The sequence below is a fragment of the Streptomyces sp. NPDC088147 genome (assembly GCF_044741565.1).
Lineage (GTDB): Bacteria > Actinomycetota > Actinomycetes > Streptomycetales > Streptomycetaceae > Streptomyces.
On the sequence record NZ_JBIUSY010000002.1, the window covers coordinates 611,693 to 624,529 of the forward strand.

General features: G+C 73.5%; 9 protein-coding genes and 1 riboswitch. Of the genes, 3 read left to right on the top strand and 6 right to left on the bottom strand.

Annotated elements, in window-relative coordinates; translation table 11 throughout:
* Nucleotides 1-50: 50 nt before the first annotated feature.
* A complete protein-coding gene (locus tag ACIOGX_RS07970) occupies nucleotides 51-674 on the top strand; it encodes a hypothetical protein (RefSeq protein ID WP_356506759.1) in 624 nt (207 codons plus the stop codon).
* A 112-nt stretch (nucleotides 675-786) separates the two neighbouring features.
* Here ACIOGX_RS07970 and ACIOGX_RS07975 read toward each other — a convergent pair whose 3' ends face one another.
* Nucleotides 787-1,455 carry an O-methyltransferase gene (locus tag ACIOGX_RS07975; RefSeq protein ID WP_356506761.1) on the bottom strand — a complete coding sequence of 223 codons (669 nt, stop codon included), beginning with the start codon at nucleotides 1,453-1,455 and terminating at the stop codon, nucleotides 787-789.
* A gap of 243 nt (nucleotides 1,456-1,698) precedes the next feature.
* Between ACIOGX_RS07975 and ACIOGX_RS07980 the strand changes: the two genes are divergently transcribed.
* Nucleotides 1,699-3,771 (top strand): bifunctional glycosyltransferase 87/phosphatase PAP2 family protein, encoded by a 2,073-nt coding sequence (locus ACIOGX_RS07980; protein ID WP_401911188.1) that lies wholly within the window; start codon nucleotides 1,699-1,701, stop codon nucleotides 3,769-3,771.
* Between the two features lie 76 nt (nucleotides 3,772-3,847).
* On the opposite strand, the gene ACIOGX_RS07985 is transcribed toward ACIOGX_RS07980, so the two are convergent.
* Genes ACIOGX_RS07985 through ACIOGX_RS08005 form a run of 5 tightly spaced genes read right to left on the bottom strand, consistent with a single transcriptional unit; the run spans nucleotide 3,848 to nucleotide 9,868 of the window.
* On the bottom strand, nucleotides 3,848-4,807 hold the full coding sequence (locus ACIOGX_RS07985) for an ECF transporter S component (protein ID WP_401911191.1): 960 nt from the start codon (nucleotides 4,805-4,807) through the stop codon (nucleotides 3,848-3,850).
* On the bottom strand, nucleotides 4,804-6,591 hold the full coding sequence (locus ACIOGX_RS07990; RefSeq protein WP_401911193.1) for an ABC transporter ATP-binding protein: 1,788 nt from the start codon (nucleotides 6,589-6,591) through the stop codon (nucleotides 4,804-4,806). The genes ACIOGX_RS07985 and ACIOGX_RS07990 overlap by 4 nt, the downstream gene beginning before the upstream one ends.
* Nucleotides 6,588-7,754, bottom strand: coding sequence for an energy-coupling factor transporter transmembrane component T (locus tag ACIOGX_RS07995; protein WP_401911196.1), 1,167 nt, complete (start codon nucleotides 7,752-7,754; stop codon nucleotides 6,588-6,590). The genes ACIOGX_RS07990 and ACIOGX_RS07995 overlap by 4 nt, the downstream gene beginning before the upstream one ends.
* Nucleotides 7,755-7,787: 33 nt before the next feature.
* Nucleotides 7,788-8,543 (bottom strand): SCO2322 family protein, encoded by a 756-nt coding sequence (locus ACIOGX_RS08000; protein WP_401911198.1) that lies wholly within the window; start codon nucleotides 8,541-8,543, stop codon nucleotides 7,788-7,790.
* Entirely contained in the window at nucleotides 8,540-9,868 is a 1,329-nt protein-coding gene (locus ACIOGX_RS08005; protein ID WP_401911201.1) for a prenyltransferase/squalene oxidase repeat-containing protein, read from the bottom strand. Before ACIOGX_RS08005 ends, ACIOGX_RS08000 begins: the two co-directional genes overlap by 4 nt.
* A gap of 127 nt (nucleotides 9,869-9,995) precedes the next feature.
* Nucleotides 9,996-10,067: riboswitch (cobalamin riboswitch) on the bottom strand.
* Between the two features lie 334 nt (nucleotides 10,068-10,401).
* On the opposite strand from ACIOGX_RS08005, the gene ACIOGX_RS08010 reads away from it, so the two are divergent.
* Complete coding sequence (locus ACIOGX_RS08010) at nucleotides 10,402-12,837, top strand: lamin tail domain-containing protein (protein WP_401911204.1); 2,436 nt, start codon at nucleotides 10,402-10,404, stop codon at nucleotides 12,835-12,837.

Genomic DNA, 12,837 nt, shown 5'->3' on the forward strand with positions numbered 1-12,837 from the left:
GTCGTGCACGACGGGCCCTGGCCCAGCCGAGCCGGAACAGGAAGGCAGTCATGTCCACCGTACTGATCGTCGCAGCCCTGACCGTGGCCCTTGTGAGTGTGGTGGCCGCGGTCCTGTACGCGGGACTCGGCAGGGGAGGCGGGCGCGGCGGGAGGATCGGACGCGGAGGACTGAAGCGCCGGTTCGGCCCCGAGTACGAGCACGTCCTCGCCCGGCACGACGGCGACCCCAAGGCCGCCGAACGTGAACTGGCCGCGCGGGTCGAGCGCCACGGCGGCCTGCGTCCGCGCACCCTCGCCGGGGAACGGCGCGAACAGTACGTGGCCCACTGGGCCGGTCTCCAGGAGCGCTTCGTCGACTCCCCGCGCGAAGCGGTCACGGCGGCCGACGAGTTGGTGGTCCGGCTGGCGGAGGAGCGCGGCTACCCCGCGGCCGACCACCGCGACGACCAGTTCGACGCCCTCTCCGTCCATCTTCCGCACCAGGTGAACGGATACCGCGTACTGCGTCACATGGCCGCGGAGGAGGGGCGCGCCGCGAGTACGGAGGAGCTGCGCGAGGCGATCGTCGGCGCGCGTGAGCTGTTCGAGCGGCTGATCCTCGCCCACGCCGAGGACGCCGCGGTGAGCCGCCCCCGTCGCGTCGGCCGCAACCGCGACCTCCTGCGGAGCTGACGCGGAGGCCGGCGGCAGCAGACTCGGAGGCGGCGGGCAAGGGACGGCCCGCCGCCTCCGTCCTCGTGTTCCCGGGGCCGGGGCCGGGGCCGGGTCCGGTCGCCCGGCCGGGTCAGTCGAGTACGCGGGCGAGGGCGAAGCCGTCGTACCCCTTGGACCCCACCGTCTGGACCGCGGTCGCCGACAGCCGCGGGTGCTCCGCCATCAGTTCGATCGCGCGCCGCGTGCCCAGCACGGCGGCGTCGGTGCTGTCCGCGTCGGCGACCGCCCCGTTCCGCACGACGTTGTCGACGATGATCACGCTGCCGGGACGCGTGAGCTTCAGCGCCCACTCCACATAGTGCGGATTGTTCTTCTTGTCCGCGTCGATGAAGACGAGATCGAAGGGGCCCGCGTCCTCGGCCGCGAGAACGGGCAGCGACTCCAGCGCGGGCCCCGTCCTGACCTCGGTGATCTTGTCGAGGCCCGCGTGCGCGAGATTGGCGCGGGCCACCTCCGCGTGGGCGGGGTCGTACTCCAGCGAGATCAGCCTGCCGTCCTCCGGCAGCGCGCGGGCCAGCCAGATGGTGCTGTAGCCGCCGAGCGTGCCGATTTCGAGGATCCTGCGCGCGCCCTGGACTCGGGCCAGCAGGTGCAGCAACTTGCCCTCGTTCGGGGCGACGCTGATGGCGGGCAGACCGGCCGCGTCGCTCGCGGCGAGCGCGGCGGAGAGCGCCTCGTCGGCGGGTACGAGCCGATCGGTGAAGTAGTGCTCGACCGCGTTCCACTGCTCCTGGGACATGAGGGCCTTTCGTCGTACGGGAGGTCGTCGGTACGGGAGGTGGCTGAGTGGTGACAGGGATACCGGACTCATTGTCCGTCGCCGGCCCGTCCTGTTGTCCTCGCAAGTCCGGAAATCATGGGCATCAGGACAAAACATGGATGACAGTCAGGCGAAGAGGGGGTTGCCTGAGTCTTCCCGACAGGGCAGTGCGAGGCTCTGTGCCTCAGGGACGGCGTTAATCGGACGGAGGGTCGGCGCGGCGTGGTGAATGCGGAGCACAGCGTGCACGGCGGTGCGGCGGCGGGTACGACGGGGAACGGTTTCGGCGCGGCCCGCGCGGTTCTCTGGCTGGTCGTCGCCGTACTGGCGGTCAGACAGGCGGCGGCGGTGCTCCGGCATCCGCCCGGTGAACGGCTGACCGATCTGGAGACCTGGATCGGTGAGAACGGCGTGCTGCATGTGACGGGTTCGCTGTACGACACCGGGAAGTTCACCGGAACACCGTTCGCCGGCCTCGTACTCAAACCGCTGGCGCGCTCGGCCGAACAGAGCCTCGGGATCGCGTGGACCTTCGGGACGCTCCTCCTGGTCGTCGCCCTCGGCCTCGTCGCGGCCCGTGCGCTCCCCGGCCGGGTGTCGCGCCGTACCGGACTGCTGGCCGCGCCGGTCGCGATCAGTCTGCTGATGCTGTCGCTGCCCGTGCGCAACAGCTTCTCGCTCGGGCAGACCAGCATCATTCCCGTCCTGCTGGTGCTGCTCGGCTGCTTCGTCGCCCGCGGCGAGCGTGTCTCCGGCGTGCTGACGGGCATCGGCGCGGCGTTCCAGCCCGCCATCCTGCTCTTCGTACCGCTGCTCTGGCTGACCGGCCGCAAGAAGGCCGCCGTGACGACGACCGGGGTCTTCGCCGCCGGTACGGCGGTGGCGTGGCTCGCGATGCCGGGCGACTCCTGGGCGTACTGGATGCACCATGTGGCCGGCGCGGGCCTCGGTGAGCGCCCCGACAGTCTCGCCAACCAGTCCCTGCACGGCGCGTTGCTCAGGATCGGCCTGGAAGGGCCCCTGGAAGTGGTGCTGTTCGTCGTGCTGGCCGCGGTCGTCGTCTTCCTGGGGCTGCGGCGCGCGGTCCGTTACGCGCGGGACGGGCAGCTGCTGCTGGCCGTCGCGCTGACCGGCTGTGTCGCGATCGCCGTCTCGCCGACCGCCTGGCAGCACCAGCTGCTGTGGGTGCTTCTGGCGCTGGTCGGCCGGGTCGGCGTACGGGCCAGGGACCGGCTGGTGTGGCCCGCGGTCGTGGTGCTGGTGATGACGCTGCCGGGGAAGATGCTCCTGCCGAACGTGGGCGTGCTCGTACCCCTGCGGGAGAACGCCCCCCTGGTCGCGGCGCTCGCGGCGGCCTGCGCGGTGCCGTTCCTGACGCGTACCGCGCCGTCCTCCGAGAAGCCCGTCCCGAACGAGTACGCGCGCCCCGTGCCCGCGCGCTGGGGCCGGATACCGCTGCTGCCGTTCTGGCGGCGGCTGTTCAGCCGGCCGAACCTGCTGCTCGAAGTGCTCGCCATCCGGGTCGGTTTCTCCGTCTACACCCAGATCCGGCTCGCCGCGACGGGCGGTCGCGAGACCGCCGAGGAACACGGCCGGCAGATCCACTCGATCGAGCGGGCGCTCGGCATCGACATCGAGCGCTGGGTCAACCACACGGTCGTGGAGGTGAAGTGGGCCGAGAGCTTCTTCAACTTCTACTACTCGTCGTTCCACTTCCTGGTGCCGCTGGCGATCCTCGGTGTGCTCTACGTACGCCGCCCGGCGGACTACCGCTGGGCGCGCTCCTCGCTCGCCTTCGCCACGGTGCTCGCGCTGGTCGGCTTCTGGCTCTACCCGCTGGCGCCGCCGCGGCTGATGCCCGGCCTCGGCTTCATCGACACCGCGCACGGCCCGCAGGATCTGACCAACCCGGACTACGGGGCGCTGACCTCGCTCACCAACCAGTACGCGGCGATGCCGTCGCTGCACTTCGGCTGGTCGCTGTGGTGCGGCGTGGTGATCGTCGTCCTGGCACCCAAGGGGTGGATGAAACTGCTCGGGGTGCTCCACCCGCTCTTCACGGTGTGCGCGATCGTCGCCACCGCCAACCACTGGGTGCTCGACGCGGTGGGCGGCGCGGCGGTGGTGGGGGCCGGCTTCGGGCTGACGTATCTGCTGGCGGGCCCGCGGAAGCTGCTGCCACGGGCGGCGGCGCTCGTGAAGGCGGACCCGTTCCCCGAGGGGGACGGACGCGCCGGACGTGCCGGTACGCGTGGTGCGGACGACAGCGCGGAGCGGCGGGCCCCGGCCGGCTGAGGCCCCGGCCGCGGGACCGTGCCGAGCGCGTGGACCGTACCGAGCGTGTGGACCGTGCCGAGCGTGTGGACCGGGCTCAGGCCCCGGCCGACGGGTCCTCGAAGCTCGCCTCCGCCTCGAACGCGGCCCTGCGCGTCGCCCTCCGCAGCGCCTTGAGCACGGTCGTGCCGACCGTCAGGGTCAGGACGACCGTCAGCGCCGCCCGGCCCAGGTCCCAGCCGAACGAGGTCGCCGCGCAGTACGCCAGGAAGCGCGCCAGATTGTCGTGGACCGGATCGCCCGGATGGAAGGAGACGCCGGAGGAGAGCCCGCCGAGATACGTCCACCCCTGGAGGTTCATGACCGTGCCGTACGCGAACGCCGCGCACGCCCCGTACAGCGCCAGCATCAGCGACTCGGCGCGGCCCCGCAGCCGGTCGGGGCCCGGCAGCAGCCCGGCGCCCATCGTGAACCAGCCCATCGCCAGCATCTGGAACGGCATCCACGGCCCGACACCGCCCGTGAGCAGCGCGGACGCGAACATCGTGACCGAGCCGAGTACGAAACCGAACCCCGGTCCGAGGACCCGGCCGCTCAGCACCATCAGGAAGAACATCGGCTCAAGTCCCGCCGTACCGGCCCCCAGTGGCCGCAGCGCCGCCCCGACGGCGGCCAGCACCCCGAGCATCGCCACGGCCTTCGCGTCCAGCCCGGAATCGGCGATCGTCGCGACGACGACGCCGACGAGGAGCGGGAGCAGCGCGGCGAAGAGCCAGGGCGCGTCCTGGGAGTGCGCGAGTCCGGACGCGCGGTCGGCGAGCAGCGGCCAGCCGAAGGCGACCACCCCGATCGCGCCGATGAGAGCGAGGGCGCAGACCGCGCGAGGGCCGAGCCGTACGGCGCGCGCCCCAGGGATGCGCGCCTGGGAGGTACGTGCCTGGGAGGTGCCCGCCCGGGGGGTCCGGGGCCAGGGGATGCGGGGCCAGGGGGTCCGGGTCCGGGAGGTCCGGGTCCGTGGGGTGCGGGTCCGAGGGGGCCTGGGGGCCGGCGCCGTCATTCCGTCTCCTCCGGCTTCCAGGCCGGGCCCTGCGCGGCCCCTGGAGCGTCAGGGGACCCTGTGGCCCCCGGCGCCTCCGCGGCCGTCGCCGCCAGCGCCGTACGGATCTGGGTCACCGTCAGCCACTCCCGCGGCGCCATGACCTTCGCCACCTGTGGCGCGAAGGCCGGTGACGAGACCACCACCCGGGCCGTCGGGCCGTCCGCCACGATCTCGCCGTCGGCCAGGATCACCACCCGGTGCGCCAGCTCCGCGGCCAGCTCCACATCGTGGGTCGCCAGGACGATCGCGTGCCCCTCGGCCGCCAGCGCGCGCAGCACCCCGACGAGCCGGGCCTTCGCCGCGTAGTCCAGGCCGCGCGTCGGCTCGTCCAGGAGCAGCAGCGGCGGCCGTCCGGTCAGGACGACCGCGAGGGCCAGCGCCAGCCGCTGCCCCTCGGACAGATCGCGTGGATGCGTCGCGTCCGCGACCTCGGGCAGCAGTTCATGGACGAGCGCGCGGCACCTCCCGGGCTCCGCGCCCGCGTCGCTGTCCGCCGCCGCGCACTCGGCCGCGACCGTGTCGGCGTACAGCAGATCGCGCGGTTCCTGCGGTACGAGACCGACGTGCCGGATCAGTTCGCCCGGCGGGGTGCGGTGCGGGGCGCGGTCGCCGACGAGGACGGATCCGGCGGCCGGCGCGACCATCCCGACCAGGGTGGACAGGAGCGTGGACTTGCCCGCGCCGTTACGGCCCATCAGCGCGACGGTCTCGCCCGGCGCGACGGTCAGCGACACCGCGCGCAGCGCTTCGGTCCGGCCGCGCCGCACCGCGAGTCCGGTGACGACGGCGAGAGGCCCGGTGCGGTCGGGGGCGCCGTCCCGCTCCGCCGTCACGCGGCGGCGCAGGAGTCTGCCGAGCGGGGTGCGGGCGGCGGGCGCCGCCGGGGGAGCGGCCGTCCCCGTACCCTCCGCCGGGTCCGGTTCCCGGCCCGCCAGCCGCTCCCGCAGACCCGCCGCCCCGCGCCGCGCGTCCCGGACGGACAGGGGCAGCGGCTGCCAGCCGGCCAGCCGGCCCAGCGCCACCACCGGCGGATACACCGGCGACACCGCCATGATCCGCTCCGGGTCGCCGACGACCGGGGGCTGTCCCGGGCCCGGCAGCAGGATGACCTGATCCGCGTACTGCACCACCCGCTCCAGCCGGTGTTCGGCGAGCAGGACCGTCGTACCGAGATCGTGCACCAGCCGTTGCAGCACGGCGAGGACCTCCTCGGCCGCCGCCGGATCGAGCGCCGAGGTCGGCTCGTCGAGCACCAGCACCCTGGGGTGCGGGGTCAGCACGGAGCCGATCGCGACCCGCTGCCGCTGCCCGCCCGAGAGCGTGGCGATCGGCCGGTCGCGCAGTTCGGCCAGGCCCAGCAGGTCGAGCGTCTCCTCGACGCGGCGCCGCATCACATCGGGCGCCAGGCCCAGCGACTCCATGCCGTACGCCAGCTCGTCCTCGACGGTGTCGGTGACGAAGTGCGCCAGCGGGTCCTGGCCCACGGTCCCGACCAGATCGGCGAGTTCGCGCGGCTTGTGGGTGCGGGTGTCCCGGCCGCCGACGGTCACCCGGCCGCGCAGCAGACCGCCGGTGAAGTGCGGGACGAGACCGGACACCGTCCCCAGCAATGTCGACTTGCCGACCCCGGAGGGGCCGACGAGCAGGACGAGTTCGCCCTCGGGCACGGTGAGGTCGACCCCGGCGATCGCGGGCGCCGGGGCATCGCCATACGTCACCGACATCTGCTCGAACCGGATCACGGTGCCGTCTTTCTCTGTGCGGGAAGTTCCGCCGGGGAGGGGGTGGGTACGGGCGCGACGAACGCGGGCAGCAGCCCGAGCAGCGCCCCCGCCGCGGGCCAGAGCGGCAGCACCGGCGCCACCAGCGGGACGACACCGGGGTGCAGCGCCGCGGGATCGACGGCCCCCGCCCGGATCATCAGCGCCGCGACGGCCGCGCCCGACCCCGCCACCAGCCAGGCGCGGACGCCCCAGCGGTCGGGGCGGTAGCGGGTACGGACCGAGCGCCGGCCGCCGAGCCGCAGCCCGGCCAGCGCGGCGGCCAGCCCGGCGCCCAGCAGCGGCAGCCCGTAGCCCGCGCCCTCGGCGGCGAGCAGCGCGTACGAACCGGCGCAGACGCCCAGCAGCCCGCCGAGCGTGAGCGCGGTGGTGGTGTGCCGTACGGCGCGCGGGACCTCGGCCGTGCGCCCGTAGCCGCGGGCGTCCATCGAGGCCGCGACCGCCACCGAACGCTCCAACGCGCCCTCCAGAACCGGCAGTCCGATCTGGAGCACCGCCCGTACCCCGCCGGTCGGCCGGCCACGCAGCCTGCGGGCGGTACGCAGCCGCCCGACATCGGCGACCATGTTCGGCGCGAAGGTCATGGCGACGACGACGGCGACCCCGGCCTCGTACAGCGCGCCCGGCAGCGACTTGAGCAGCCGGGCCGGACTGGCGAGCGCGTTCGCCGCGCCCACGCAGATCAGCAGCGTGGCCAGCTTCGCGCCGTCGTACAGCGCGAAGACCAGCTGTTCGGCCGTCACCCGGCCACCGATCCGTACCCCCGCCGCCCAGCCGGGGAGCGGTACTTCGGGCAGGGTGACCAGGAGGCGTTCGCCGGGGACGGGAGAGCCGAGGACGACCGAGAACAGCAGCCTGATGACGATCACGGCCAGCCCCAGCTTGATGAACGCGCCGTACGAACGGGCCCAGGGCGCGTCGGTACGGCGGGCCGCCACCACATAGCCCGCGACCCCGACCAGCAGTCCGAGCAGCAGCGGGTTGGTCGTACGGGACGCGGCGGCGGCCAGCCCGAGCGCCCAGAGCCACCAGGCCCCGGCGGGCAGGGCGTTGGAGCGCCCGGCCACGGGCGCGCGGAGCGAAGGGCGGGAGACGGGTGTGCTCCGAGGTGGGGTGCGGCTCATCGCGCGGGGCTCATCTCGTACCGCTCATGGCGCTCATCCGCGCCGACGGCGGGCCTGCCAGAGACCGGCCGCGGCGAGGACGACCACGGCGGCGGCCCCGGCGAAGAGTCCGGCCGACGGACCGCCGCCGCCTTCCCCGTCGCTCGCGCCGTCGCGTGAACCGCCCGCCGCCGGTGCGGAGGCCGACGAGGGCGTTCCGGAGGTCTCCGGCGCTCCGGAGGGATCCTGTGTCGCCCCGCCGCCCGCCACCCGCTCGCCGCACCCCGACGCCGGATATCCGGAGACGGCGCAGAGCAGGGCCTCGCTGTTGTAGCGCAGCGGCTTCGCCACCGCCGCCAGCGCCTCCGCGCTCGTCGCGTCCTCGCCCACCCGGGCGCACTCCGCCCGGGGCGCGGGCGGCTTCTCCCCGGCCGGGGCGTCGGCGCCCGTACCGGAGTCGATGACGACGGCGATCCGCTTGTGGCCTTCCCGCGCGGGGGTGCCACCGCACACCGCCGCGAAGTCCGGTGTCCCGCGCGGCCGGTCCGCGTCCGCGCTGTCCGCGCTCACCGCGAAGCGGAAGCCGTTGACCGCGCCGTCGGCGGGCCGCGCCGTCGCCGGTCCCTGGGTGGCGTACGTCCACCGCGCGCCGTCGCTCTCCCAGAACGACCAGTAGCGGTAACCGGCCGCCCGGGACGTCCCCGCCCCGGCGACGACAGCGCCGAGGGCGAGAACCACCAGACAGACGAGGGTACGGAGACGTACCGGGGCCGGGACCGGGGCCGGGGCCGAGGCGCGGGCGCGTATCACGGCCGGGCGGTCTTTCTGCGGATGCTGATCCGGAAGCCGATGTAGCCCGCCACGACCAGCCCGATCACGATGAGCCACAGGACGGCGCGCCCGCCCTCGTCGACGCTCGTGCTCGCCGCCGCGGCCGGCGAGGCCGGTACGGCGATGGTCTTCGGCGCGGGGCCGGTCGCGTTCAGCCGCTGCACGAGGTCGATACCGCCGAAGTTGCGCGGGTCCGTGTCCGTGGCGTGGGCGGCCAGGATCAACTGCGCGTAGGCGGCGGGGCCGTTCTCCTGCGCCCACGCGCCGCTGTTCTGCTTCAGCCACTCCAGCGCCCGGTTGGCCTGGTCCCCGTAACCGGTGGCCGTCAGGGACACGACCGCTTCCGCCGTGTTCCCGAAGTCGGGCAGCGGCGCGCTGTCCTCGGCGCCGGGCATCGGCGGCTGGTCGAGATGGCCGGTGGCCGCCAGCACGGACGCCAGATAGGCGGCGCCGTTACGGGCCGCGCGCTCCGGCGAGAGGTCCGCCGCGGGGACACAGGACGGCGCGGGGCCCGCCTTCACGGGGCCGCTCACCAGCCGCTTGCCGACCCCGGCGAGCACGGCCGCGGCGGTGGCGTCGTCGTTGGCGGACAACTTCCCGGCCGCGTCCGGCTGGTAGGCGAAGCCGCCGGCGTCCGCGCCCGACGCGGTGTCGCACGGGATCGAGAGACCCACCAGCGCGTCGTAGGCGTTCTTCCCCGCGGCGGACCGTACCGACGAGGGCCGTACCCCGGCGACGGTCATCGCGCCGATCGCCAGCGAGGTGGAGTTGGCGTCGCTCGGGGTGCCGGGGGTGTAGCTCCAGCCGCCGTCCTTGTTCTGCACGGACCGCAGCCAGGCGATCCCCCTGGTCATGGCCGGCCGCTGCCCGCCGAGGGAGGAGAGCGCCTGGATGGCCGCCGAGGTGGAGTTGGAGTCGACCGCCGTCTTCGCGTCGCACGGCCTGGCGGGCTCGGGGCGGTACGCGGGGAACGCGCCGTTGGCGCACTGCTGGCCCTTCAGCCAGGCCACCGCCTGGTTCGCGGGCCGGACATGCGCCGCGAACTGGCCCAGCATCGCCAGCGACTGCCGCCAGACCCCGTCGTACGTCGGGTCCTTGTCGCCGTACAGGCCCGGCGGGATCTTCACCGGCGCGGGCTCGGCGGGGGACGGCTCGGCCGGAGACGGCTCGGGGGCCGGATCGGCGGACGGGGACGCGCCGGGGGCGGCCGGTACATCGCCCCCCGCGACGGCGGCCGGAGCGAGCGCCACACAGAGCACGGCGGATGCGGCGAGCGCCGCTGCGCAGCGGCGAACGGTGGTCATGGCGGGCGGGGCCTCTCCTGCGGGAGCCGGGCGCGGGCACACCAGCGGCCCCTCCCGGCAGCGTATTCCTCGACGGTGCCGGCCACCGGCGGCGTCCGATGGCACGAGCCGGTCACGACCGCGTACGGGGCATTCCGGCTCGCCGCCGGGAAGGCGGCTCACGGCTGCGGGTCAGCGCCGGTTTCGCACCGGCTTCCCCCCATACGGGCATGATGACGACTCGCCCACTCTACCGGCCCCCGTTCCCCCTTCCCCGGCAGGATGCCCGGGGAGCGGCCCTCGCGGACGCCCGGCGTCGGCGGCGCCGCGCCCGGTCGCACGCCCGCCGCGCGACCCGTTCTCCGACAACCAGGTTAAATCCGGCGAACAGTCGGGAAACACTTGTCATTTGGCGGGCACGGAGTCTTGTTGTGGCTTGGTCTACGCGCGTATCTTGAGCCGACTTTCAGGGTTCTCATACTTCGTGCGCTTCTCGTACGTCTCGTACGCCTCGCACGTCTCCCACACATCACGTTCGCAAGGAAGAGCTGACCGTGTCCCCATCCATACCCCCGGCCCTGCGCGGCCGGCGTGCCAAGGCGATCGCCGTGGCACTCCCCGTCGGCCTGGCCGGATCGCTCATCGCGCTGCCGTTCACCGCGCAGGCGACGCCGTCCCCGGACGCCGTCATCTCCGAGGTCTACGGCGGCGGCGGGAACTCCGGTGCCACCCTGACCAACGACTTCATCGAGCTGGGCAACGCGGGCGACGGTCCCTTCGACCTCACCGGCTGGTCCGTCCAGTACCTGAGCGGCTCGCCCACCCCCACCTCCAAGTGGCAGGTCACCGAGATCAAGGGCGCCATCCCCGCGGGTGGCAGCTACCTCGTCGAGGAGGCCAAGGGTTCCGGCGGCGACACCGCGCTGCCCGCCGCCGACGCGACCGGCACCATCGCCCTGTCGGCGAGCAGCGGCACCGTCGCGCTCGTCCGCTCCACCACCCCGCTGACCTGCCTGACCGCCGCCGACTGCGCGGCCGACACGAACGTCAAGGACCTGGTCGGCTTCGGCACCGCCACCGTCCGGGAGGGCTCGCCCGCCACCGGCGCCGACAACACCCACTCGGTGGCCCGTAACGCGGCGCTCACCGACACGGACACCAACTCCGCCGACTTCAGCGGCGCGACGCCGGCCCCGCGCAACAGCGCGGGCGCGGGCGACGGCGGCGGCGAGCCGACTCCGACCCCCTCGCCCACCGACACCACCCCGGGCGAGCTGCGGATCCACGACATCCAGGGCACCACCCGGATCTCCCCGCAGGCGGGGAAGACCGTCACCAACGTGCCGGGCGTGGTCACCGCGATCCGCGCGACCGGCTCCTCGCGCGGCTTCTGGATCCAGGACAGCGCGCCGGACAAGGACCCGGCCACCAGCGAGGGCGTCTTCGTCTTCACCGGCTCGGCCACCCCGCAGGTCAAGGTGGGCGACTCGGTCCTGGTCACCGCCAAGGTCACCGAGTACTACCCGGGCGGCCAGAGTTCGGGCGCCCAGTCGCTCACCGAGCTGACCGGCGCGACGACCGTCGTGCTCTCCCAGGGCAACGCGCTGCCGGCGGCCGAGCTGATCGACGCCAGGACGCTGCCCGAGACGTACGCGCCGAAGGTGAAGGGGCTCAACATCGAGCCGCTCGCGCTGAAGCCCGGCAGGTACGCGCTGGACTGGTTCGAGTCCCGTGAGGGCATGCTGATCCGGATCGGCGACAGCCGGGTCGTGGGCGCCTCCAACACCTACGGCGAGACGTGGGTCACCACCAAGCCCAAGCAGAACCCGACCCCGCGCGGTGGCACCGTCTACCCCTCGTACAACGAGGTGAACTCGGGCCGTCTGCTGGTCACTTCGCTGACCGGCGCCAAGCCCGGGGCCAATGTGGGCGACACCCTCGCCGGTACGACCGCCGGTCCGCTGGACTACTCCGGCTACGGCGGATACGGCCTCCAGGCGAGCACCCTGGGCACCGTCAAGTCCGGCGGACTCAAGCCGGAGGTGGCCAAGAAGGGCAAGGCCGACGAGCTGTCGGTCGCCACGTACAACGTCGAGAACCTCGACCCGACCGACCCGCAGGCCAAGTTCGACCGGCTGGCCGAGGGCATCGTCAAGAACCTCGCCACCCCGGACATCGTGAGCCTGGAGGAGATCCAGGACGACAACGGAGCCAAGGACGACGGCACGGTCGCCGCGGGCGAGACCCTCGCGCGGTTCGTCGCCGCGATCCAGGCGGCGGGCGGACCGGCGTACGACTGGCGCTCCGTCGACCCGGCGGACAAGACCGACGGCGGTGAGCCGGGCGGCAACATCCGTAACGTCTTCCTCTTCAACCCGAAGCGGGTCGGCTTCGTGGACCGGCCCGGCGGCGACGCCACCACCGCCACCAAGGTCGTGACCACCGGCAAGCACGGCAAGGACATCACGCTGTCCGTGTCCCCGGGCCGGATCAACCCGACCTCGGACGCCTGGAAGAGCAGCCGCAAGCCGCTGGTGGGCGAGTTCACCTTCCGCGGCGAGCAGGTCTTCGTGATCGGCAACCACTTCAACTCCAAGGGCGGCGACCAGCCGACGCACGGCGCCTTCCAGCCGCCGACCCTCGGCTCCGAGACCCAGCGTCTGTCCCAGGCGAAGGAGGTCCACGACTTCGTCTCCGGCCTGCTCACCAAGGACATGAAGGCCAAGGTCGTCGTCCTCGGCGACCTGAACGACTACCAGTTCTCGAAGCCGCTCACCACCCTCACCCGGGGCGGTGTCCTCATCGACCTGATGAACAAGCTGCCGAAGAACGAGCGCTACAGCTACGTCTACGACGGCAACTCGCAGACCCTGGACCACATCCTGGTCAGCCCCGCCATCAAGAAGCCCGTGTACGACGTGGTGCACATCAACGCGGAGTTCGCCGACCAGGCGAGCGACCACGACCCGCAGGTCGTCCGCATCAAGTGA